Annotated in this window: 20 protein-coding genes; 8 read left to right on the top strand and 12 right to left on the bottom strand. The window is 41.6% G+C overall.

The window, feature by feature from the left end; genetic code table 11:
- Positions 1–284: 284 nt before the first annotated feature.
- Positions 285–620 (bottom strand): hypothetical protein, encoded by a 336-nt coding sequence (locus tag IX95_RS14625; protein ID WP_235202635.1) that lies wholly within the window; start codon positions 618–620, stop codon positions 285–287.
- A 608-nt stretch (positions 621–1228) separates the two neighbouring features.
- Between IX95_RS14625 and IX95_RS14620 the strand changes: the two genes are divergently transcribed.
- The 5 genes from IX95_RS14620 to IX95_RS14600 are packed head-to-tail and all read left to right on the top strand — an operon-like array spanning position 1229 to position 9678.
- The gene (locus IX95_RS14620) at positions 1229–3220 is read left to right on the top strand and encodes a hypothetical protein (protein ID WP_152562033.1); all 1992 of its coding nucleotides are present in this window, start codon (positions 1229–1231) and stop codon (positions 3218–3220) included.
- Positions 3221–3222: 2 nt separating this feature from the next.
- Positions 3223–7212 carry an AAA domain-containing protein gene (locus tag IX95_RS14615; RefSeq protein WP_038161226.1) on the top strand — a complete coding sequence of 1330 codons (3990 nt, stop codon included), beginning with the start codon at positions 3223–3225 and terminating at the stop codon, positions 7210–7212.
- Positions 7212–8015 carry a hypothetical protein gene (locus IX95_RS14610; protein WP_038161223.1) on the top strand — a complete coding sequence of 268 codons (804 nt, stop codon included), beginning with the start codon at positions 7212–7214 and terminating at the stop codon, positions 8013–8015. Before IX95_RS14615 ends, IX95_RS14610 begins: the two co-directional genes overlap by 1 nt.
- The gene (locus tag IX95_RS25700) at positions 8012–9175 is read left to right on the top strand and encodes a hypothetical protein (protein WP_152562032.1); all 1164 of its coding nucleotides are present in this window, start codon (positions 8012–8014) and stop codon (positions 9173–9175) included. Before IX95_RS14610 ends, IX95_RS25700 begins: the two co-directional genes overlap by 4 nt.
- The gene (locus IX95_RS14600) at positions 9175–9678 is read left to right on the top strand and encodes a hypothetical protein (RefSeq protein ID WP_038161220.1); all 504 of its coding nucleotides are present in this window, start codon (positions 9175–9177) and stop codon (positions 9676–9678) included. Before IX95_RS25700 ends, IX95_RS14600 begins: the two co-directional genes overlap by 1 nt.
- A 90-nt stretch (positions 9679–9768) precedes the next feature.
- Here the strand turns inward: IX95_RS14600 and IX95_RS14595 are convergent, their stop codons facing one another.
- Genes IX95_RS14595 through IX95_RS14580 form a run of 4 tightly spaced genes read right to left on the bottom strand, consistent with a single transcriptional unit; the run spans position 9769 to position 15568 of the window.
- A complete protein-coding gene (locus IX95_RS14595; protein ID WP_038161218.1) occupies positions 9769–10218 on the bottom strand; it encodes a hypothetical protein in 450 nt (149 codons plus the stop codon).
- Positions 10211–12625, bottom strand: coding sequence for a hypothetical protein (locus tag IX95_RS14590; protein WP_038161215.1), 2415 nt, complete (start codon positions 12623–12625; stop codon positions 10211–10213). The genes IX95_RS14595 and IX95_RS14590 overlap by 8 nt, the downstream gene beginning before the upstream one ends.
- Complete coding sequence (locus tag IX95_RS14585; RefSeq protein ID WP_038161213.1) at positions 12625–14175, bottom strand: site-specific integrase; 1551 nt, start codon at positions 14173–14175, stop codon at positions 12625–12627. The genes IX95_RS14590 and IX95_RS14585 overlap by 1 nt, the downstream gene beginning before the upstream one ends.
- 55 nt (positions 14176–14230) lie before the next feature.
- Positions 14231–15568 (bottom strand): tyrosine-type recombinase/integrase, encoded by a 1338-nt coding sequence (locus IX95_RS14580; protein WP_038161210.1) that lies wholly within the window; start codon positions 15566–15568, stop codon positions 14231–14233.
- 147 nt (positions 15569–15715) lie between these two features.
- Between IX95_RS14580 and IX95_RS14575 the strand changes: the two genes are divergently transcribed.
- Positions 15716–16495, top strand: a complete 780-nt coding sequence (locus IX95_RS14575; protein WP_038161207.1) for a Zn-ribbon-containing protein — start codon at positions 15716–15718, stop codon at positions 16493–16495.
- Positions 16496–16524: 29 nt separating this feature from the next.
- Here the strand turns inward: IX95_RS14575 and IX95_RS25920 are convergent, their stop codons facing one another.
- The 4 genes from IX95_RS25920 to IX95_RS14560 are packed head-to-tail and all read right to left on the bottom strand — an operon-like array spanning position 16525 to position 18879.
- A complete protein-coding gene (locus IX95_RS25920; RefSeq protein ID WP_019276172.1) occupies positions 16525–16695 on the bottom strand; it encodes a DUF2897 family protein in 171 nt (56 codons plus the stop codon).
- The gene (locus IX95_RS14570) at positions 16695–17378 is read right to left on the bottom strand and encodes a M15 family metallopeptidase (protein ID WP_038161204.1); all 684 of its coding nucleotides are present in this window, start codon (positions 17376–17378) and stop codon (positions 16695–16697) included. Before IX95_RS14570 ends, IX95_RS25920 begins: the two co-directional genes overlap by 1 nt.
- A 2-nt stretch (positions 17379–17380) precedes the next feature.
- Entirely contained in the window at positions 17381–18514 is a 1134-nt protein-coding gene (gene dapE, locus IX95_RS14565) for a succinyl-diaminopimelate desuccinylase (RefSeq protein WP_038161201.1), read from the bottom strand.
- Between the two features lie 17 nt (positions 18515–18531).
- Positions 18532–18879: an ArsC family reductase gene (locus IX95_RS14560; protein ID WP_038161199.1), complete on the bottom strand. Its 348-nt coding sequence runs from the start codon at positions 18877–18879 to the stop codon at positions 18532–18534.
- 213 nt (positions 18880–19092) lie between these two features.
- Between IX95_RS14560 and IX95_RS14555 the strand changes: the two genes are divergently transcribed.
- On the top strand, positions 19093–19380 hold the full coding sequence (locus tag IX95_RS14555) for a winged helix-turn-helix domain-containing protein (RefSeq protein WP_038161197.1): 288 nt from the start codon (positions 19093–19095) through the stop codon (positions 19378–19380).
- Here the strand turns inward: IX95_RS14555 and IX95_RS14550 are convergent.
- Both IX95_RS14550 and IX95_RS14545 read right to left on the bottom strand, forming a co-directional pair.
- Positions 19377–19730: a DUF4156 domain-containing protein gene (locus IX95_RS14550; protein ID WP_050778617.1), complete on the bottom strand. Its 354-nt coding sequence runs from the start codon at positions 19728–19730 to the stop codon at positions 19377–19379. The genes IX95_RS14555 and IX95_RS14550 overlap by 4 nt on opposite strands.
- On the bottom strand, positions 19714–20058 hold the full coding sequence (locus tag IX95_RS14545; RefSeq protein ID WP_038161192.1) for a DUF2956 domain-containing protein: 345 nt from the start codon (positions 20056–20058) through the stop codon (positions 19714–19716). The genes IX95_RS14550 and IX95_RS14545 overlap by 17 nt, the downstream gene beginning before the upstream one ends.
- A 95-nt stretch (positions 20059–20153) precedes the next feature.
- Between IX95_RS14545 and IX95_RS14540 the strand changes: the two genes are divergently transcribed.
- Positions 20154–20693 carry a TPR domain-containing protein gene (locus IX95_RS14540; RefSeq protein WP_038161189.1) on the top strand — a complete coding sequence of 180 codons (540 nt, stop codon included), beginning with the start codon at positions 20154–20156 and terminating at the stop codon, positions 20691–20693.
- A gap of 66 nt (positions 20694–20759) precedes the next feature.
- Here IX95_RS14540 and nrfA read toward each other — a convergent pair whose 3' ends face one another.
- On the bottom strand, positions 20760–22172 hold the full coding sequence (gene nrfA / locus IX95_RS14535) for an ammonia-forming nitrite reductase cytochrome c552 subunit (RefSeq protein WP_436411205.1): 1413 nt from the start codon (positions 22170–22172) through the stop codon (positions 20760–20762).
- Positions 22173–22320: the final 148 nt, after the last annotated feature.

Here is a 22320-nt window from a genome sequence, read left to right as displayed (position 1 = left end):
CCCCAAGACATTACACAGATAAGAAAAAGTCGGACGAATCACCTCACTGTGATTAGTGAGGTTTAGCGTACTAGAAAGGAAAGGGGCATCTTTGATTCTGACTGATTTGTGCAACAGGCTGTGCACAATTAGAAGATTGGAGTTATTGCAAAAAATGCAACAACTGAGGTTTTCCTCGAAACCTTAGTAATTGATACTAGAAAAGGATGTATCCAAGTGTTAAGCCCACAACCATTATGATGATACTGGTTAATGTCATATTGTTGTCGACCCATTCATCAAGCTTACTCATTCGAAGTTCCCCTTTCTTTGCTAATCATGTCAAAACCATGTTCAACACCATAAATTACTTCACGTAAGAGTGCCTTATTTGGTGAGTTCAAATTAGCAATGACTCGACCAATTTCATTTGCTAAATCGCAAAGCTCAATATCCCCGTCAGGAAGACTATCTAGAGCTGACATGAGTTCTGAAATGAAGGTATGTCGATTCACCAAATTTGAACCAGCCTCATCAAAAGCCTCATTTCGGTCAGCCATGAAATCATCAGTAACCCGTTCGACGTCGTCGGCGAAAGATATCCAATCTGGCTTTGTTTCGGTCAACTTTTTCTTGCTCATCGCATACAACCTGGCAGGAGATTTAGATTAGTTGCAGTATAGCAAAATCAGCTAGACTGCCGTTAGAGCGAATGCGCTGAAACAAATTTCGGGGCAAATATGTCGCTTCGTCGTGTACCTAGCAACACTAGTGCAGATCAATCTGGAACAAAACTGTGAGTACCTTTTGCAAAGAATAAAATGCTTTTAGGTGCCCCTTCGGGCTAAGTTTGTGGTTCCTTTTGTCTGCATTTTCCGCGTGGGCAACTATAATCCCAAGTCTCAACCTTGCGTCACGAAACCACCATCTACTGCAACTCTCAGCTCAAAAGGTCAACAGACCCTAGTGATTACAGCCAAAAAATGAGTTATTTTACATTGTATTAGAGTGATCAATTCGTTCAAATTCTCATATCATATTGCACCATAGAAAGTTCATAGCACTGATTTTCACTTGGAGTCTATCAACATACATCATCGTATGTCGGAGTTTGTGTTGATACCTCTAGATACATATTAGTAGTTCAAATGAATCGATTATTTTTTTGGCTCAATTTGGAAGTGACTTTCAAAAGGCCTTGTTTATATATCTTCTTAGCTATCAATAGTTTGGGACTAAAAATTGAATTATGTTAATTGGGAATGATGCCTATTTGGACCCTAGGAGTAGTGGAACTTTTCTCTGTTGGAGATTTACCACAAAAAATGGGCAAACAAGAAAGGCTGAAGAAAAACTGACAAACGAAACTTTGAATAAATCAAAGCTAGTGTTTCAAGGTAAAAAAGAGCCTGTAATGGCCATTCGAGTCAAAAGCCAAGACGGTTATAAAGCGGTTGACCTACTTCCAGCGTCATTGCCATTGGATCAAACGCTTTGCATCGAGTCAATGGAAGAAAAGGCCGAAAAGATACTTATAACTCTTAAATCGCCTCACAAGCAATGGCAAATTTTAATTCAACCCTCAGACCCTTTTTGCAAATATCTTTGGCTGCTTGAAACCGATATCCCAATTCAAGTACAACTGGTTAAAGGAAAAGATCGATTTCGTCTGAAATTACTGGGGTCAGAAGTTCCAAAGTCACTATCTGGAACTCTTGGTAAATTCACAGCAACAAAGTTTGGCTATGAAGCATGGATGGAGAGCTATCTGGGTGGGAAGAGCATTAGTGTTCCTTGCTCCTTGGCTAAACAAGTGTGCTGGTCCAATTGTATTGATTCCTTCCTCAATCCTGAGAGCACAACACTATCAGCAACCGTATCATGGTCAGAAAAATACAAACAGTATCAGGTCTCACACATTGAGCCACTGTTAAAGCCTGGAATACACCGTTTCGAGTTTATGAGCTACAGTACAAACTCAGGCAGACAGTTTTTAAAGCTAGTTTCTGACTGTCAGGAACTAGCGGGCATCCAATTCAGCGCTTTTTATCCGCAGTTCGCTCCACAAATTGAGTCTTTCCAGCGATCTAGCACACATCCCATTTTCTTAAACGTGGATATCCTCGAAGATGGCGACAATCTTCAGTTGAATCTTATGAACTTTGACGTACCTCCTGAGCTGTCACTAACAGGAAAAATATCCGCTGTATCAAGTGAGGGAGCATTAGAGCAAGCCCAATCGATGTACCAAATAGAAGTGCTCGGTTTAGGTGGTGTCAAATTAACCATGCTTTCAAAGCTGAAGATCCCTGCAGATATCGAACTCACTTCAGCAGCATCTCAGCATGAAGTACCCATCAAATTCTCACCGGATAAGTTAAGCCTACTAATCGGGCTCTCGCGTAATGAAGGCACAGAAATAAAAGGGACTTTTTATTCAATTGGCTTTTCAAAGGACTTACCCGATTACGCCCTCTTCACACAGAAAGTACAGGCAAACACCTTTGCCTTCCGTATTCATATGAGTGAACTTCATCGATTTGGTATTGCACGCATTCAAAAACGAAAACAAATAGAGCTTACACTCATCAGCCATAAACCACCTTCAGGAAAAGGTCTTGAGTGGAAAATCGCTGAGATCCATAACATGGAAAACTTAGTGAGTGGATTAAAACTCGCTGAAACAATCACTTCAAAAAGTACTCATGTAATAAGGAACTGGTCTGCAATGCAGCCCAGTCCATCGGTAGAGCTCTGTGATCTTTCTTCCTTTTACTACCATGGCGGTGCTCTAGCAGCTGTATCGGTTGACTCTGCCGTCTATTTTTTGTTGCCTCTCTCCGCGTCGCTTCTTTCCAAGAAAGGAATTTTCCACCTGAAAGAAGACGAAGAGCTTTCTACATCGTTTCAAATCAGCCTAGACCGAAAAGCGAGGAAGTATGTTTTGGCATGCTCTGACTTAGATGAAAATAGAATTTCGAGCAATCAAACTCAGTATTCTGAACTTAAGTACATTGGGCAACACAAAGAGAAAGAAAACACGCTCATGTTCAAAGTAACCAAGTCAGAAAGTAGTGGTCCTGCTGTTAATAGTGAGATCAGCTACACGCTGAGAGAAAAAGAAAAAATACCTTTTAAGTCAATCCTTAATCAAAAGGAAGTGAGATTTACTGTTGTAACAAAACAGTTCCGAGGTAAAAACTATATTGCCCAATTTTCAAGAGTAGACATAGGCCAGTAATCATGAAAAAACACAGATACCTTAATCTGCTTAAAAACCTATGTACGCTTCCCAAGTTTGAAGATTTACAGATATTGAAAGGCACAAGACATAAAGATGTTCTTGCAAAAGAGATTGAAGTTCACGGTGTATTCAACCTACCAGATGAGCCGAGACTGCTGGAAGAGTTTATAAAAAAAACAACAGCAAAGAACCAATATTCGTCTAAACCACCTATCTATATTGTCTATCAGCTGTTCATGGAAGATCTGAATGAGGCGATTCCTTTTCTAGCAATTCCAACAACCATAGATCGTCTAGATACAGACGCCAGTTTTTGTTCTCTAAAACCAGCACTGACACTACCGATTTTGTTTAACTCCTCTTATCTTCGCCATAAAGAGAAACCAACACCTGATCGAGTGCTTGGTGATGCCGAACAATACACCCAGTTTCGATTAAAAAATCCACCACCAGAGACAGATAGCTGGTCAAAATGGCATGATCATGGTGAGCGGATCTGCCAAGCGACAACTGGAGTCTCTATTGACGATTTAGCGCCTTATCTTGCCAAGCGTATTGATACGGAATGTCGCCTTGACGTAGCTATAGCATCATTTTCTGCTGGAGATACGAGCTCAATAAAAGCCGTCTTGGAGTTATATGAATCGTTAGATGCGTCTAATCAACAGAGTCCGCTTCTTGCCGCGATATCCGCTCATGAGCAAGGGAAACCAACATCCCCCACCCAAGACGATACGCTAGCAGAAGATATATTGACCCACCCTGACTATCTATTGGGACACATGGATGAACAGCTTTCAGAGAGCCTTGCATCAAGAACAGATAGAGAAATGTTCGCTTTGGACAACTCTCAACGCCTCGTTGTCCATAAGTTGTCTCAGTGCCTTGCTGGTGATGCTCTCGCGGTAAATGGCCCTCCCGGGTCAGGGAAAACAGCAATGTTGAAGGCGGTGGTTGCCAACCAATGGGTTCTTGCGGCTTGGCAACGCAAGCCCTGCCCGATAACAATAGCCGTAGGCGCCACTAACCAATCAGTGACAAATGTAATTGGCGCGTTTCCTAAAGTCCTTTATCAAGGGGATGAAAATCCCGACTCATGCCTTTTGCACTTTAAACGTTGGATACCGCACGCTGAAAGTTATGGCACTTACTTTCCTTCATCTTCTGAAAGGGAAAAAATAAATGAAAGTGGGCGTGATAATGATTACGTTCTTGGGGCAATAAGCAAAAACGACGAGCCATCCGTTTTTTGTTGGCAAGGTAAAGATGCTCCGCTCTCTGAATACGAACAGTTAGCAAGCTTGAAGTCAACATACCAAGAGCATGCATGTGCTTTTTTTCAAGAAGACTTTGATGATATGCACGAAAAGATCGTTGATGCATGCCATAAAAAGCTATCTGTAGTTTGTGAAGCAATTGTGTCTTTACTTAAGGCACTCCCTCGTCATAAGAGAGATATCAACTGGTTATACAAAGTGTGTAAAGTATACAATCTTGTACCCGATATTCAGGCTCAAGAGGCCCACAGCAGCAGGGAGCAAGCTCATCAAACGGCGGGTAAACTGCTAACAATATGTGGAAACGATAGAAAAGCACAGGTAGACGTATTATCTGAGGTACTTCGTGAACGAATCTCAGATAACGCGATTATCCTATCCTCTCTGCCAGATAGGGACTTTAACCTCCTATGTGATGACGCTTTCACTTTACTCTTTGATCGATTACTCGATGTCACCTTACGTCCTGAAGCCTTTCACCTAGCGGCTAGATATTGGGAAGGTGTATATCTTTCTGAGAGCTCTTCATCACTCCTGATATCTCGTACAGAAGCCAATGTGGAACAAGGGTTACGACGATTATCGATGTTGACGCCTTGCCTCGTCGCAACACTCAACACAGCCCCGAGGTTATTTGCACTACAAAAAGCAAGCGCTGCTTCAAAGCAGCATTTCCTCCTCGGCCAGGCCGACTTACTAATCATGGATGAAAGTGGACAAGCACAACAGCGCCTCGCAATGCCTTTACTCTCACTGGCAAAAAATGCACTTGTCGTCGGAGATGTCGATCAGCTCCAGCCAGTAATAACAGATGTTTCATTGGGTGATGAAGCATATGCTTATTCCACGCATGGTTACTCTAACAAAGAGTTCATGCATGCTTACGCATACAATATGACAACGGGACGCGGAAGTATGCTAAGTATTATGCGCCGAGCGTCTCGTTTCTCGCATCAAGGACATGGTCTCATGCTAAGGGGACATTACCGTTGCCAAACCAACATCATCCAGTTTTGCAATGAGGTGGTTTATGACAACAAGCTCATGTTCTTACCTCATAACAGTAAAGAGCGGGGGCCCTTACACTCTTTTTCATGGGTCAATTCAGACTTCAAAAATGCTCGAAAAGGTACATCAAGATACAGTGTTGGGGAGGCAAAGCTGATCGCTGAGTTTATATTGAAAAAATGGGAAGAAATATTTCATTTCTATCGAGAGAAAGACCAGAAAAAGAATAAACCTGTGCGAACTGCTTCAGAACTGATTGCTATTGTCACCCCTTTTAAGGCGCAAGCCGAGCAGTTAAAGAAAACACTCATTGAACATGTGACAGCCCCATCTGTTGAAATGGAGGGGCTCGATAAATGTGAGGTAGAAGACATGGTTATTGGGACCGTCGACTCCCTCCAAGGTGCAGAAAAACCCATAGTCATATTCAGTGGCGTTCATGGTGCGAGCGAAAATGGTACTCCTTATTTTGACGAACAGCCTTTTTTACTCAACGTGGCAGTTTCCAGAGCTCAAGACTGTTTTGTGGCTTTTATCTGTGAGAAAACATACGGGGTCGGGTCATCCAAGCAACTTCCTATTCAAGAAAAACGCAGTTCAGCACGTAGTCTAGGATACTACCTTGGACATGCAGAACATGAGCCTGGAGGTTTACGTAGATGTACACGTCTATTTCCAAAGCGACTCGTTATAATCGAAGCAGCAGGCAAAAAGAAGGTGCTATCAGAGTATCTAGGACAAGAATACCTGGTCTTGGACACCCAAGGCTCCATCACTGAATATGAAGAATCATCAAGGTCACTGGAATATTTATTTAAATCAGGGTTTAAACCTCGTTTTAAGCTTCGTGAACATGCTGGTTTGCTCCTTTCTAGTATCACAGAGCAAGCACCTATGGTGGATGAAATTATTCTCGCCACAGATGCTGACTACGTTGGAGAAACTATCGCGTGGCATTTGTACATGCAGTTTCGCGATATGCCGGATGTTCAGAACAAGATGACTAGAGTGCGATTGGGCGCAATGACCAAGGAAACAATATCGGAAGCGTTTGACCTGCAAAGTGTCGCTCAATTGGATAAGAAAGTAGCATTATTAGGAGAAAGAGAGCGGCAAGCCGCGATCTGTGAATACCGCACCACACGCGAAAAGATAAATCATAACGTAGTCAGGGCGGAGTTGTTCCGAGAGTTAGCCGATACAATTATCACCGCACTTTGTCGTGACATAGAAGGCAGTAACGAAGACAAACAACTCAAGCAAAGGCTTTTAGAACATGAACTCATTAGTCCTCAAGAATGCAAAATACGGCCGGAAGCAATGGGACGTGTTCGGCTGGGCATTTTAGATATATTGCTTCGCGATGCGATGCAAAAGCATCAAATCATCGACAAAGGCGAGCCAAAAGTTGTATTAACAGCCGCAGGGCGCGAAATAAATGGAAAGCTTACTGGCACCTGCAAAGATAGTATCACGACATTACTAGGCAAGCTTGCGTCAGCAAGAGAGAAAACTGGAACGATGTCCATCGCGGGAGACCCGGGGAAATGGCGATTTGTACATCCATCCGAAAGTTCAGACATAATCTTACCAGCTCCCGGCGTATCAACCATGGAAGTCATACGTTATGCGCATAAAAATCATAAGCTGGAGCCTGCGACAACAATGCGTATTCTTCAAGCCCTCTACATGGGAGATTTCTAGTGAAAAATAGTGCACACGACGATATTCGTTTAACAATTTCCAGTGACGATATTCCTAAATTTGCTACATTGCTTGCGACAACCCGTTTTGGGCAACAAAATGATGCCATCAACCTTGTGTCGTTGATTGATTCACTCGGTAAAGCAAACGGCATCGGAGAGGCTACGATACAAAACATCACCATCGAGCTGGTCAATGTCAAAGCCGAAATCAAGCTGTCCTTTAATATGTATGCACTGCAAGACCCTGGATGGTTGCAGTTATTTGAAAGTGAAGAACGTGAATTCAATACACAAGATGAAATTTCTGCACTTTGCTCTGCGTTGGCATCGCGACAGTTCTCGCTGAGCTTCTCTCCACAAGAGTTCTCCGGGATGTCATTTTCATCCCTTTTAGAGAATCTGGACCTTTTCACTATTGGACGTCCTTCATCTTTGCCTTCCGTGTTATCAGACCTAGTTAAGCTTAGAATGATCGAGCTAGACAGCCATTCAGATGAAGTGAAATTGACCTCTTGCGGTCTAGACACACTTACGGCAATTAAATCTTCACATCCAAAAATTGCCTCAGGTGATTTATCCGTTTTAATGACCTGTCTCCAGCAACAAATTGAAAGCGGGAAAGTAGATATTGAAAACGCCCTAGCTAAACTGCTGTCAACTATTACCGTTATCGAACAGCCTCATATGTATACTCAAGGTATGTGGCATGATATAGATGAACTCTACAACCATGACGAAGATGACAAGGTCGTACAACAAAAAGAAGGCATTATAAAATACAGTATGGAGGCGCAGTGGTGACAAGTATCATCACCTATCCTCGCACTGATGGGGAGCAAAGAGCAGAGAGAGATATCTATCAGTTGGAGCGCTGGATAAATACTATGTTAGGCACTGTTTCCGCTGAAAGCATCAGCTCATTATTAGCGTTGGTAGAAAGAATTGGCTGGAATAGTTTACCTCCTCGTTTGAAAGCGCGGTTATTGCCTCTACTTCGACAAACTATGTACAGAGTCAACGATGAGAGTAGCTATGTGGACACTGAATCATTTGAGTCTGCTCAGGATGATATCTGTGTCCTAGGTGACAAAGTAGATAGACGGGAAGCTGAGTTTTATACCCTCACGCAAAAGCAAGGTCTTGAACCATTTTCATTGCGCGGTGTCGGTTACCGTCTATATGCCATGAAAAAGGCGATCAATGAAGAAGGTTATGCGCCTAAATACAATGACTTGGAACTTAAGAGCATGGCAGAGTCCGGCTCTGTTTCGAACGAACGTTATCAACTGAGGTTTATGGAGAGTAGGTTTCTTCGAAACGATGATACTGGGGGGGCGGGAATGCTAGGGCGTGAAATGTCAGGACAGACAGGAGAAGGAGCACAGTACTGGACCACGACATTCGATCAAATAGAAGACTCTGACACTGACCCCAAGCTCATCGCAGGTAAGCTTGGACTTGAGTTAAATCAAAACGCAGAGTATGCGTTAATCGCAGTTGATGTAAACAAAGCCGCAACAATCACTAATATTGAAAGTGTATCAGCCACTTTCTCAAATGTAGGCAACTTTGCTGTTCGAGAATTTCCTCAATTGTTTAACAAAGACTTTGTGACGAATACTATGAATGATGAATTTCAAGCTCGTTATGCTTCATCGGTGGGAGAGGCTATACAACAAGGTATATTAAGGTGGTCTTCAGATGAGGAATCATTTAGACATTTCTTGGCGATTAAAAATACTGACCAAGAAACGACGTCCTTAATGTTAAATAGAATGAGAATGCATGCAGCCATAGGTAACAACGAGCACTTTACAGGTGATGGGTTGACGAAAAACTTAATTGAAGGCACTGATAACAAATCTGGCGCAGTAGAGTTGCTCAACTTCGAGAGACGAACAGTCAACTTGGATGAATACAAGGCATGTGGTGCACTGAAAATCATCAAAGAGAAGTTGTAATGAAGTCATACCCTTTGTCTCCATCACTACCTAAAATTTTGGACCCAGCAGCACTTCCTTCTGGTGTTTCAGAACTTGGACAAATTGTTGATACCTCTAACTTTAATCAGCGATTTGTTTTTTACAAAAATAATGGTTTTTTATCGATTGTTGAGATTGATCAGCGAACCCTCCCCAATGGTACAGAGATGCTAGCGCTGTATCAGAGTGACTTTCCCAGTGACTTGTTAACTTGGCTTCCAAACACACTAGCTTTGTTTCGCCAACCCCCAGGCACTAGCCCACACTCGAAGATGATGACATCTGAGGAATGCATTGATGGTGAAATGCTAGCTATATCCCGGGATGTGGCAGCAGGCGGTTCAGGTCGCTCAGGGTATAGTGTTTACAACTTTTCACGCGCTCATCACGATAGTTACGGCCTAATGAAAATAACGTGGATGGAGAATTTTCTCTATCAAGGTGGATTGCTGGATTTCATCGAAGGTATTGACTTTACATAAGTCGTCATAACATTAAGCATCTGATCGTTGGGTAGCAGTAGAGAAAAGCCATATTGCCTATCTATCCCAGCTACTTTTATATTGACCAAATCAGCTATGTTCATTGCTCTTATTTAACTCTCTAATCAAATATGGTGACATAGACCTTTCAATATCCTTTGCAAAACCATTAAATTTGATATGTTTTGCCATTGCTATAAGTGACTTTGTATTATCTGCTAGCTGTTTTTCCGCTTTTTTAATATCTTCGCGAAGTTTGGCATTTGTTTTTATGAGTTCGTTACGGCTCTTGGTTGAACCAGAGCGTAAACTTTCACCAAATACACCACCTACGTTAGCCTGTTGTATTGTTTTGTATTCTTCAATTAACTGTTTTCTATTTGTAAGAGTACTAATAGCACCAGTAATAATCTTCTTGTTTATCAATCTATCATAAAGATATTTATTACTGATGGGGGATTGTTCGAATCCTTCTTCAATCATTTTTTTTAGTTCTGCTTCGATCGCTTTATCGAGATCTTTCCCCTTTAATTTAGACATTTTTATTTTCCCCTTTTGATTTTTGTTTTTCCAGTTTTCGGTGTTCGTAGGCAAAAATTGTAGCTAGGGTCTTTGGTTGCTTATGGTCGTCAAAGGCGATTAAATTAATCGGTTGTTTAGGGAATTCAAGACTAGCCGAAAGCTTGGATAAACGATCAAGATTTAGAGTGACCAAATTCAAGTCTTCAGTCAATTCGGTTAACTCCAAAGGAGTGATCACTCTCCGGAGAGCTAATTCCTGCAGTTCTTTGATGGTGCGCATATTTGTCTGAATCTTTGCTTCTAACTTTTCCGGCTCATCAGCCCGGCCGGTAAGAGTGAAATACGGGCATGGCCTGCCATCCTGGCATTTGTGATTATATGGACATGACCATAGTTCTATTTTTCTCATACAACTACCAAAATCGAGAGCATGTAGAGTGGTATGGCAGTGTAATAATGCTTTTTTTTGGGGTTTTGAAGGCTCTAATCTGTAGGCTTTGGTTAGACCGGCAGTAATGTCGTCAATATCTGAATTAATCATATCTTCGAAGAAATTAATTGTATCTTTGTGAGTGGTGAATGTGTGAAAGTTTTGGTTTAGCCCATTATGAGCCTTTAACTTTGGGTTAATGTGAATAACACCAGTCGCTTCTATTTTATCAATTGGGCTAAGATTTTGGGTTTTATTATTTATTTCGTTTCGAATATCTATTCTTTGCTCATAAGGAATAATATCATTAGCTTTTGCTCTTTCTTCTATTGCAAGATGTTGATATTTATCATTTTGATTTATATCTACGCGTCCCATCATTGCTGCTTGCAAGTGATCATTAATACCTGCGATAGCAAGGAAAGTATTTATATTGTGTCGAGGTATATGAGTTGTCATTCGCGAGAATTCACCATTTTCTTCTATCAATCCGTAGGTTCTAAACAGTGTGTTTTTCCCAGCCAAAAAATTGTTTATAGCTTGAAAGCTTATAGGGGTCGCTATCGTTGGATAGTAAAGCTTTGTCCCTGTTGTTAGTGAACCTAGCGGTGCAATAAATAGGAGCTCTTCATAAGGAATGTTTATTATTTCTCCTGTTGATGTGTCATTAAAGTTGAAAGAAAAGTCCTTGGCGTTAATGTGCGGTGATTTTGACGCGACCGTTTGCAAATATGCATTGACATCAGGTGTGTGATAAAGGACTTTAGCGTAACCCCTATGAAAGGGGTGTAGTCCAAATGATCTGAAATTTCGCTGTATATTTTCTCGCTGTCTACAATATGGTGAAGCTCCGATGGTAACGTGTTTGATAAGATCACCAAGCTCAATGTTTTCTTTATCTTTAAGTGACAGAGGTAAAAGGTTTTTAACTCCAGTGCGTCTGAAATCAGAATAAATTCGTCTTAAGTTTTGGGTTAATTTTAGGGTGTCGTTAAAAATTGTCTCGACTAGAGGAATAGCTAGGGGCTCAATCCAGTGCACGCGTTGTCCCGCTTTTTTTTCTCCAATGTACTCAATTCCCAGATAGTAAGTTCTTAGCCCTTTATCTTGAAGGATTTCAACAACCTTATCATCGTCAACCTCAAGACGTTTTAAGGAATCTTTGCGTATAGCTCTTGCCTCACCGAAGCGAAAGCCCGTTACCAACAATAACATTGTGAGGTTTAACAGGATTTTCTCACCATCAGTTTTAACTAATTTTCTAGCTGCTACTAAATTCAAAAAAGTCTGAATAGTAAGAAGTTTTCTATCTTCATCTTCATCTAGCTCATTAGCGAACTCACAGTCGTGAAAGTTTGAGTTGTTGTGTATTTGAGAAAGTTTTGTGTATTCATTTGTGTGCTTTTTTTTAACCGTAGGAGTATAAAATAGAGGGGTTAATGTTACGCCAAGGCGGTTGATATGATTAATTAAAGAGCACATAGAGGATTGGACAGTATCAGCCCCTTTTCCGCCTAATTCTTTAGCATCCATTGCCTGCTGAATTATTTCACTACTAATATTCATCACCTTAGGATTGCTATCTCCGTTAATAAACATTCGTATATAGATGAGCTTGATTAGCCCTAGTGTGCTTTCTTTTAGAGTTTTGATTGATGTTCTTTGGGTATAGTTTATCTTCAACAATAATGCTTTGGAAAAATCAATAAACTCTTGATTCATATTTATTTTTTTAGGTAAGACTTTGCTTTCACCCGGAAGGTAAACTCCTTTTCTTGCTTTGGTTGAGATAGTGGTGAAGTTTAGGGATACTCTATTATCACAAGAAAAAAGCCCTGAGGAGTACTGACTTTCAGCTACCCATTTCTGGTTTAATCTTTTGTCTTTATAACCTTGCCCATCCCAGTTGAATTCAACAATTGGTTGTATAGTGAGCTTAAAATAAGATTTTTGATCATATATGAATATTTTCAGATTATTAATAGCCTCTTGCATTACAGTTTTCTCCCATTTATGCGATTAATTATAATCTGAATTTGTATTCTTGTTTTTAGCATGCTTTCAGATATAGGGTTTCTGCTATTTCCAGATTTTTCTGAAATCTCGATAGTGTTCAATATCTCGCTTTCAAGTGATTTAATAACATTGATATGTTTTTCTGAATCAGAAGAAGGATGAAAATAAAAACATCCATAGCATGAGCGAACTTTTGCCAGGTGACAGTTTGATTTTTTCCGGCATCCTCCAATATGTAAGTGCAGTTTTCCATTTACTATACCGCTAACTTTTTTACCATCCCAGTTATTTATATCAATTATGTAGTCTGTCATAAGGAGATTGATCATATTTTCCCATGCATTATTTGTTCCGAGAGCATTATTCTTTATAATTGCCAATTGAGGAGTAGCAAGTATGTAATAAGATGCCGCATTAGTTTTTGCATGTCCGAGTATGTAGGCTATTTCGTCGGCGCTCGCTCCACTCATAGCCATTGAATGACCGATGTTATGACGAAAATCTATAGGGGTAAGGTAGGGCTGTAAAAATTCGCCATTTGTGATTTTTTTTTGAATTTTTTTGGGTTGAATACGAAATAGGGTACGCTTAATGATGAGTTTGATTAATCTATGTACTGATGATTTTATTGGTAATAATGGTGACTCAGTACATAGTTTGTAGCGCTTAATGTAAGATTCAAAAAAAACACCAAATTCAGTAGGAAGCGCAATACAAGCACGTTTTTTTGTGACTTTTTGCTTTTTTGCATATGGCATCGATAAACTATAACGCACTAGTCCTGTGTTACTATCTATGGTGTCTTGATGAATATCGTCTACCGATATTTTTGACAATTGTACGGGGCGTAGTCCTGTAAAATACAAAATGCTAAAAATACACCAATCCTGTAATTCTTCATCTGAAATAATTAATGGGTTGTATAATTGTTCTGGTTTGAGGGAGCTAATAAATGAGCTAGCATCCATTATACCGTTAACTATTAAAGTTTTGGTTGATTGGGGAAATGCATTTTCTATATTTTGATAAACCAGATATCTACCGCTAGAATTTGGCGGAGGAATATCAAGTAGTGATTCTCTATCTTCATCTTTAAAGCCTGGCAGTTCTATACGGCAAAGAAACTGTGTAAACCCCCTTACTTGGTTCCATTGCATTGGGTGGACGATATCAACGTTAGCTTTAAGCCAATTTTTATATGATGAAAAAGACAATTTAAGAGAATTGATTATTTTTAGGCGATAAAGATTTTCGGAAAAGAAAATAGAACCATTTTGTGCGCTTTCAAAAACGTAATACTTTAGTAGGTTGGTTATTTCAGAAGGGAATTTAGTAAAATTCAAATTAACTTTTTTACCACTGTAACGATATATCCATGAATTTTCAGATGTAACAACATTAATTTCATCAAATGGATTATCTGTCGTGACTTGAAGTCTTCTAGGAATTTTTAGTGTAGAATTAAAATCTTTCTGTTTCTTTGTGATTTTGAATAAAGAAATTTCTTCAATCGTGAGTTTATCTACCATTAATTTATTCCTTTTATCTTTGAACAGAAATTGCTAGGCTTATAACTAAATTTTTCTAATGGAGTGATGGAAGGTTTACTACCTCGTCTCTATATTGATCATTAAGTGCCAAGTTAGCGGTATTTGCTTTTTCTGCGATAAAACGTCTCGCATAATGATTAGGCATCTCGGATTTTGCCGACCAGCCACCCAACGCTCTGAGTTTATCCTTAGCTGATTCCATGACGCCTTTGGTGTCAACTGCTCCTGCCTTAGTAAAAAAGGCAACTTCGGAATTAAAACAAATTCCTAGTGTTCGGTATGCCCATGTGTGCCGAAATATATGTGGAGAAAGCTGAGTGATTACGTCCGCATTCTTCGGATCAAAATACTCTGGGTACTGTTTTTTAAATATATCCGCTTTTTTTTTAAAAATTTTATTCACAGCATCGTAAGAGAGCGGTTTTCCATTTTTTTGTGATGACGTAAATAGAAAGCCGTAGTTACTATGTTCCTTTACGCGTTCATAAAAATGCTTAATTAGATAAAAAACTTGTTCACTTATTTCCAATGTTCGAATACTGTAATTGTTTTTTATGCTCGGCCTGCGTATTCGTGGGTCTTCATGATTATCAAGATTTGAGATATACATGTAAAATTTATTTTTATGTATATTGGATTTAAATGAGGTTTCTTCTAACAATAAGGCTTCACCGATCCGTAATCCATACAGATTTATAAGAATAAATAAAATATAATTTCGATACTCAATGTAATTCTGCTTGGTAAATATTTCATCGTTTACTAATGGCGTAGGTTTGAAAAGTGCTGAGAAACTTACAAGTTGTTCGTTAGTTAAACTTCTCAAGTCATTACTGTCACTTGTAGTCTCCGTATAATGAGAATATTTTTTTGATTCTGTTTCCAGCTTTCCAAGTAAAAACCTTTCAATTTTTTCAAGTTCACTGGTTGTCTTACCTGTGTAGTGATAGGTAATATAAGTATGAATGAGAAATTTGATAAAGCGACAAGCTGTTTTATATTGTTGTGCGCAGGTTTGCATCTTAGTGATAGTTTCATGATGAGTGATTTCTGATGGCAACTTATAAAGGTTTACTGCCAAAATACGATTATTAGTTAGATATATCCAATATTCGGGCAGCTGCGATGTTAGCTCAGAGATAGCGCTCGAAGAGTAGTCAAGTCTATGAAAAGAATAATCTAAAGTACATCCCCACTTTTCTAGCCAAAACTCATAAAAATACTTTAAATTTGCTAGCTGAGATTTTTGGTAGTTAAGTGATTTATTGTGTAAGTGGTCAAGGCAAAAACGAAATGATAGCAGAGGCGGTTGAACGATGTCTGTATCGAAGAGGAGGCACTTCGTTTTTTCAATTAATAAGACGTTATACATGTACTAAATAACCTATCTACTTTACACTATATGTATATAACTAGTAGTAAATATTACAGGTGTCAAATATGGAATATATGGAAAAGCGAGTAAGAATTTCTTCTATAATACGTTTATTTCTAATTGGTCATGTAGTGAATTAGACTTATGGCTTACGTTGTTGAATTACAATTTGAGTGTTTTGATAACACCACTATTTCTGCTGTCGATAAAGCGATTAATGGCCTGATGGATGCGTTGCGTTATAACGGTCAGGTACTTGGACGTGAGTTCCCTATCGTGATGGGGGAAGGGGAATTTTTTGTTCGTGTAGTGTGCCCAGAGCAGGAAAGTTTGCACCCTAAATATCATTCGGATTTTGTTAACGTCTGCATCGAACGTTTGGCAGAGGTGTGCTTACTGGCACCGAAAGCCCGTTTACTTGGACAAGATTTGAATTCAGAGCAAGCGGCAGAAGAAACCACACCAGAATGGCAAGTGCTCTACACCACATATGTGCATACCTGTTCGCCTTTGCGCAGTGGTGAAAGCTTGTTACCAATTCCTCTTTATCGTAATGGCCCGACACTCAATGGCGACCATAAAGCGGTCATCAAATGGCAGACTGAGTGGCAGGCGTGCGATGAAATCCAGATGGCTGGTGCTTGCCGAGCAGAGCATGCGGCATTACATGAAATTTGTGATGCCGACAGTGTCCTTTTCAAGCGTGGCTGGGATTTGCGTGGTCGAATCGAGTATGTGACGGAAATTCCAACCTATTACTATCAGTACCGAGTTGGTGGCAAAAGTCTGACAGATGAAAAACAGCGTAAATGCCCTAAGTGCGGTGGAGAGTGGTTATTGGATGAACCACTGCATGACATTTTCCACTTTAAGTGCGATGAATGCCGAATTGTCTCCAATATTTCTTGGGATCACATCAAATAGTGCATCTTAAATGAAAAAGACCCGTGTTATTACGGGTCTTTTTTTTCCTCTTGCTCTGTGGATTCTTCGTCCTGAGAGCGAGCTTTTTTGTCCGTTTGTCCAAACTTCATTTTGGCTGTGTACTTCAGTGCAGCAATATTACCTATGATGACACTCAAGACGATAAAGATGATCACCCAAGGATTGGTGAGTAGTTCCATTAATCCACCTCATTGGAGATATTGGTGACAAATTGATTGTAGATCGTTTCGAGATTCGACAACACCACTTCCTCACCCTGTATTCCACTGTTTATCAGCTCTTTTTGAAGTGTCTCCAGACTAAGCTGGGATAAACAAGACGATGCGGTTGCATTATGACTAATGTGCCATGGCTCTGCTGCGACACCGCCCTGATCTTTTGCATATGGAAAAAAGAAACCAAATTCAGTCAGAGACTCCCTGAGCCAGCGATAAAAATCTGCTTGGTGGCCTGTTAGGTATTCCCATGGCTCAAGCTGCAACTGGATGTCTTGAGGTAGACTGCTGCGATCAAATACATCGAAGTCACATCCCCAATGATGTCGGCTGGCACCCGGAAGTGCAGACCAACGTAAGATAGCCATAATCTTTTCTGAATCAGAAAGTCGTTGTCTATCTAGAGGTTGGCTGTTTTGATCAAGAATGGCTGTTTGACCAGCCATCTTTCTGTTCCAGATGGCTTTCTGGCGCTCAAAATCGCGGAAACCGCTGGCAATATTGAGATTGAAACCAGCCTGAGCAGCAGCTTGTCGCAAAGCTTGTAAATCGTTTTCGACATTAGGGTGAACGGCGAAAACCTTCTGACCAAACATAGTGTCAGTCAGGTGAGTTGAAACTTTGCCAGTCAGCTGCTCAGGGGTCATGTTCACGCCAGAAGATTCTCCAGAGTTTTCTGATACATCTTGGTCAGTTTCTCAAGGTCGTCCACTTTCACGCACTCGTTCACTTTATGGATGGTCGCGTTAACGGGGCCTAACTCGACTACCTGGCCACCCATACGGGCGATAAAGCGGCCATCGGATGTACCTCCGGTGGTGAGTAGGGCTGGTTTGGTTTGATTGACGGTATCAACGGCATCAACCACAGCGTCGAGAAGTGCTCCTGTATCTGTCAGGAATGGGTCGCCGTTGAAGGTCCACTTAAGCTCGTAGTCTAAGTCGTGTTTATCAAGAGTATCAGTGACACGTTTAACGATTATGTCGTTGTTAAGCTCGGTGCTGAAACGCAGGTTAAACTGAACATTGAACTCGCCAGGGATCACGTTAGATGCACCGGTTCCCGCATGCACATTTGGGATCTGGAAGCTGGTAGGTGGGAAGTAGTCATTGCCTTTGTCCCACTCGGTTGATGCCAATTCATGAATCGCCATCAGTGACTGGTGAACGGGGTTCTTAGCTAAATGCGGGTAAGCTACATGACCTTGAATACCTTTAACGGTTAAGTCTCCGGTGATAGAACCTCGACGACCATTTTTCACTACGTCACCGACGAGTTCAGTACTTGATGGCTCGCCGACAATACACATATCGATGTTTTCGTCGCGCGCCATTAGGGTTTCGACAACACGGACTGTACCATTGATAAATGGGCCTTCTTCGTCTGAAGTAATCAGAAAGCCAATTGAACCTTTATGGTCAGGGTTTTCGGCAATGAACTGCTCAACGGCAACAATCATACTTGCTAGAGAGCCTTTCATGTCGGCGGCTCCGCGACCATGTAGATAGCCGTCAACCATAGTCGGTTCGAATGGAGGCGTATCCCATAGCTCGACATTGCCCGCTGGCACGACGTCGGTGTGGCCGGCAAACGCAAACAGCGGTGCTTCTGTGCCACGACGTGCCCAGAAGTTTGTGGTGTCTTCAAACACCATCACTTCAATTTCAAATCCTAAAGCTTTCAGGCGTTCAATCATCACATCCTGACAACCTGCATCCACAGGTGTTACCGATTGGCGGCTAATTAAGTCTTTTGCAAGCGCCAAAGTAGGGCTGTCTGTCATCCTTGAATTCCTTTTGCTTAAGAGAAAATGGCTGAGTATTGATCGGCTTTAAAGCCAAGATGGTAGTCATCACCAGAGACTAAGATCGGGCGCTTGATCATCGCTGGCTGCTCTACCAGTAGCTCGATGGCGTTGGCTTCGTTTAAGTTGTCTTTCTGTTCCTGAGTTAGCTGACGAAAAGTCGTGCCGCGTTTGTTAAGCACATTTTCCCAGCCTAGTTGCTGGCAAAATGTTTCAACCATTTGTTTATCAACGCCCTGTTTACGGTAGTCATGGAATTGGAATTCCACACCTTCTGCTTCCAGCCATTTTTTGGCTTTTTTGATGGTATCGCAGTTCGGAATTCCGTACATGGTGATTGTCATAGTTAAACCTTTGAGAGTGACTTATATAAAGTTATTAGAAGCTTTTTGGCATCCTAGCAGGAACTGTAATCAGAGACAAAAGTGTCTCAGATATATTTCATCTGACAAAAAAAATGTGTTTCAAAAGTTGAGGATCGATGAGTTATTGATCAAACGCAACACACCGCATAGCAAAACAGAAATAATGACTTTAGAAATTTATAGGAGGTATCAATGGAATTGAGTCCTGTTTTTGCAAGGCGCTTATATTTAGCATTACTGGTCCAAAATCTCGATAGGCCGAATGTGCCAAAACTGATTGAGAAAACGGGCTGGCCACGCCGGACGATTCAAGACGTAATCAAAGCTCTGCCTGGTATTGGCATCGAACTGATGTTCATTCAGGATGGCCGCAGACACAACGATGGGTATTATCAGTTGTCTGACTGGGGGCCTTTTGACAGCCAGTGGGTATTAGACAGAGAAGCGGACATTGCCGCTAGTCTAGGGTTTTGTGCCTAACGGCCTGTTGGGCAGTTATAGGCACTACCCAGTATGGTAAAAGATGTCGTGAAGTCTTGTGGCGACGTCATATAAACGGTATTCGCGCCAAGTTGACTGGCGCGATTTTTTATCTGATTAACCGCTCCCTGAACCATGACATCGTTAGGGTAGAACAGGTAGGTATACCAGTGTCCTTCACTGCCAGTCAGATCGCCCTGCCACTGACAGTTCGCAGGGTCGAAACTGCTGTCCATTCTGATCTGGACGCTGCTGGCATCCTTATTGAGTTGAGAGATTGGGGTTGTGCAGCCTGCGAGTAAAGTAATCGGCAAAGCGATGAAGCATAGCTGACTAAATTTGAGTGACATAAATAATAAAACCAATCCAACTGAGGGCTAATAATGCCCATGGTAGCATATTGGTTTTTGATTGCGCTTCTACCGTTGTCACTGTTTCGGCTTCTGGTTGGACGATTGCAGAGTGTTGAGTTTGCTTGGCTTTTTGTGCTTTTTTCTTAGCTTTATCTGCTTGGCGAGCTTTATCTTTGTGCTGCTTTTTGTACTGAGCTATGCCTTTTTCGATTCCCTGGGCAATCAATTTAGTCTGTTCTTTAGTTTGGCCCGGCTTTTGTGTCGCTTTGGCGATTTTCATCGCTTCTTGTTGTGTTTCCTGAGAAGGAACGACTTTGTTTTTCATGAAGGTTATTACCGCGAGATCAAAGATAGCGTTATCTTAACACGATATAATTCCGCCTATCATTGAAGTTATTCCTTTGTGAGTAGAACAGATAAATGAAGCGTATCTTGGTGACCAGTTTAGTCATTTCAATCCCCGTATTTTTTTTGCTACGGGGCGAAGCGCCACAACCTCAACAACCTGTGCTTTCTGCTCAAACTCATGATGCGTGGATGCAAGATATCCAGAATCAGCTTAAACAGGATCCCAATCAGGCGGAGTTGTGGTTTCAACTGGGACACGGTTATCTGAATAAACAGGACTTTTCCTCGGCACTCACTTGTTTCGATTATGCGATTCGCCTAAGTCCGGAAGCTAGCGCCAATCAGTTTGCTGCCAAAGCGACTGCGCTTTATTTCGAACGATCTCAGCGTATGACTGATGAGGTGAATCATCTACTGGCAAAGGCGCTGGAGTTGGATGCCCGTAATGTGACGGCTCTGACCTTAATTGCCAATGACCATTTCATCAGCTTTCGCTATCAAGAGGCCATCGATACTTGGACTCAACTGTTGGACTCTCAGCGTCAGGATATCGACCGAGTTGCCGTAATTCATTCGCTTAATCAAGCAAAAGCCATGTTAGACCGAGAATAAATCGACGGCGCGTCTTGAAAACAAAAACCTCCCGTGTCAGGGAGGTTTTTTATTAGAAGTGAGTATCTAGTACGTCGCCTCTTCGCGTTTTTGGGCAGATTTTTCCCACTCCGGCACAACCGTTTTAAGGAAGTGCTGTTTGTCGCTGTTCATTTTTTCCATATCTATGCCAAGAGCCTGCTGGGCTTTGGCCTTAGTCGAAATGTCTGGCAGTTCAACGGGCTCTGTCACGCCTTTGGTCGCGAGTAAGCGAACCAATTTTGTACGGGCATCTGCCGCACGGTCGACCGCTGTACCTAACACTTCAAGTGCCACTTCTGGCGCATGCATGTGAATACCATGAGAGGCGATCGCGTAGTCCCAACGCCACTGAGCATGACGAATATCTTGAAGAATGTCTTTCATCTCATCTTCAGTCGCGCCAGCTTTCCATGCTGCTCCAGCTTCAAAGTGTGCGGCGACGATTTGCTTCTCTGCTGTCAGCTTCATGTTGAGTACCTGAGCTTTGCGCGATGAAACGATATTCTTCAATTGATCTTTGCTTTGCGTGTGACAGTTGGCACAGGTGTCTTCAAAGCGGTCAAATGGGTTACCCACTTTATGATCGGTATAGACGGTGCCATCTTCCTTGGTGACTTTGGGCATATGGCAGTCTACACAGGCGACTTTGTTCTTACCATGAATGCCATCACGCCAAGTTTCATAGCCAGGGTGTTGTGCTTTCAGCATCGGTGCTTTCGATACTTTATGCGTCCAGTCTTTGAAGCCAATAGAGTCATAGTACTCTTCCATTGCTGCGACGTTGGTGCCTTTATCCCAAGGGAACTTGACCGATTTTTTGGGCCCAGTGAAGTAGTATTCGACGTGGCATTGGGCACAGACTGTCGCTTGTTGGTCGAGGCGTGACTGTTCTTCAAAAGGTTTGTCGATAGCTTGGAAAGCACGTTCTACATAGGGCTTAGTTATAGCTAAAGCAGGTTCGCCATTTTTGAATGATTCACTGCGGGTATCATGGCAGTCGGCACAGCCAATCGGGTTAACGATCTGATCGCCAAGTCGTGCCCATTTGCCATCGAAATAGCCGTCTTCGCCACGTTCATCGATCACTCGGCCCACATCCGGGCTTTTACAACTCCAGCAAGCCATCGGCATTGGGCCTGATTTTTCGTCACTTGGAGCGCCAGTCCTCAGTGTTTGACGCACGTCGTCAATCGCATAAAAGTGGCCGCGGGCTTTATTGTAGTCTTTGGCAAAGCCATAACCTGCCCACATGATGACCATATTGGGGTCATCGGCGAGAGCATCTTCAATATGGTCGCTTTCTGATGTTTCTTTCCAAGATTGGTACTGATCAGGGTGATGTTGTTCATAGGCCTGATTTCGCGGATCGATAAGGCCTTTTTCATCAGATGCAGCAACGCTGGTGGTACTGATAATAGTACCCGCCAATATTACTATTGCTGCAACGGATTTTGGTATCCAGTGCAATTTATTCACAGTGCTATCTCCATAATTCTGTTTTATTAGCAGCGTTGTGAACTGGCTAATTCCAAATTAAGAATTGGAGAACTGAAATAAATTGTAATAAAAGGAAATATTTGTAAAAACTCACGAATAACCCTTCATT

The organism is Vibrio sp. B183, from assembly GCF_000740665.1.
In the GTDB taxonomy this organism is placed as follows: domain Bacteria; phylum Pseudomonadota; class Gammaproteobacteria; order Enterobacterales; family Vibrionaceae; genus Vibrio; species Vibrio coralliilyticus.
The sequence above is the reverse complement of the archived record's forward strand: the minus strand, read 5'-3'. Positions and strand labels throughout refer to the sequence as shown.

Excerpts from the sequence above, each read along its gene's own strand:
- IX95_RS25920 (WP_019276172.1), bottom strand. The coding sequence starts at position 16,695 with ATGGAACTACTCACCAATCCTTGGGTGATCATCTTTATCGTCTTGAGT.
- IX95_RS14625 (WP_235202635.1), bottom strand. The coding sequence starts at position 620 with ATGAGCAAGAAAAAGTTGACCGAAACAAAGCCAGATTGGATATCTTTC.
- IX95_RS14550 (WP_050778617.1), bottom strand. The coding sequence starts at position 19,730 with ATGTCACTCAAATTTAGTCAGCTATGCTTCATCGCTTTGCCGATTACT.
- IX95_RS14600 (WP_038161220.1), top strand. The coding sequence starts at position 9,175 with ATGAAGTCATACCCTTTGTCTCCATCACTACCTAAAATTTTGGACCCA.
- IX95_RS14590 (WP_038161215.1), bottom strand. The coding sequence starts at position 12,625 with ATGCAAGAGGCTATTAATAATCTGAAAATATTCATATATGATCAAAAA.
- IX95_RS14575 (WP_038161207.1), top strand. The coding sequence starts at position 15,716 with ATGGCTTACGTTGTTGAATTACAATTTGAGTGTTTTGATAACACCACT.
- IX95_RS14620 (WP_152562033.1), top strand. The coding sequence starts at position 1,229 with ATGTTAATTGGGAATGATGCCTATTTGGACCCTAGGAGTAGTGGAACT.
- IX95_RS14540 (WP_038161189.1), top strand. The coding sequence starts at position 20,154 with ATGAAGCGTATCTTGGTGACCAGTTTAGTCATTTCAATCCCCGTATTT.
- IX95_RS14585 (WP_038161213.1), bottom strand. The coding sequence starts at position 14,175 with ATGGTAGATAAACTCACGATTGAAGAAATTTCTTTATTCAAAATCACA.
- IX95_RS14560 (WP_038161199.1), bottom strand. The coding sequence starts at position 18,879 with ATGACAATCACCATGTACGGAATTCCGAACTGCGATACCATCAAAAAA.
- IX95_RS14555 (WP_038161197.1), top strand. The coding sequence starts at position 19,093 with ATGGAATTGAGTCCTGTTTTTGCAAGGCGCTTATATTTAGCATTACTG.
- IX95_RS14545 (WP_038161192.1), bottom strand. The coding sequence starts at position 20,058 with ATGAAAAACAAAGTCGTTCCTTCTCAGGAAACACAACAAGAAGCGATG.
- dapE (WP_038161201.1), bottom strand. The coding sequence starts at position 18,514 with ATGACAGACAGCCCTACTTTGGCGCTTGCAAAAGACTTAATTAGCCGC.
- IX95_RS14570 (WP_038161204.1), bottom strand. The coding sequence starts at position 17,378 with ATGACCCCTGAGCAGCTGACTGGCAAAGTTTCAACTCACCTGACTGAC.
- IX95_RS14615 (WP_038161226.1), top strand. The coding sequence starts at position 3,223 with ATGAAAAAACACAGATACCTTAATCTGCTTAAAAACCTATGTACGCTT.
- IX95_RS14595 (WP_038161218.1), bottom strand. The coding sequence starts at position 10,218 with ATGTCTAAATTAAAGGGGAAAGATCTCGATAAAGCGATCGAAGCAGAA.
- IX95_RS14580 (WP_038161210.1), bottom strand. The coding sequence starts at position 15,568 with ATGTATAACGTCTTATTAATTGAAAAAACGAAGTGCCTCCTCTTCGAT.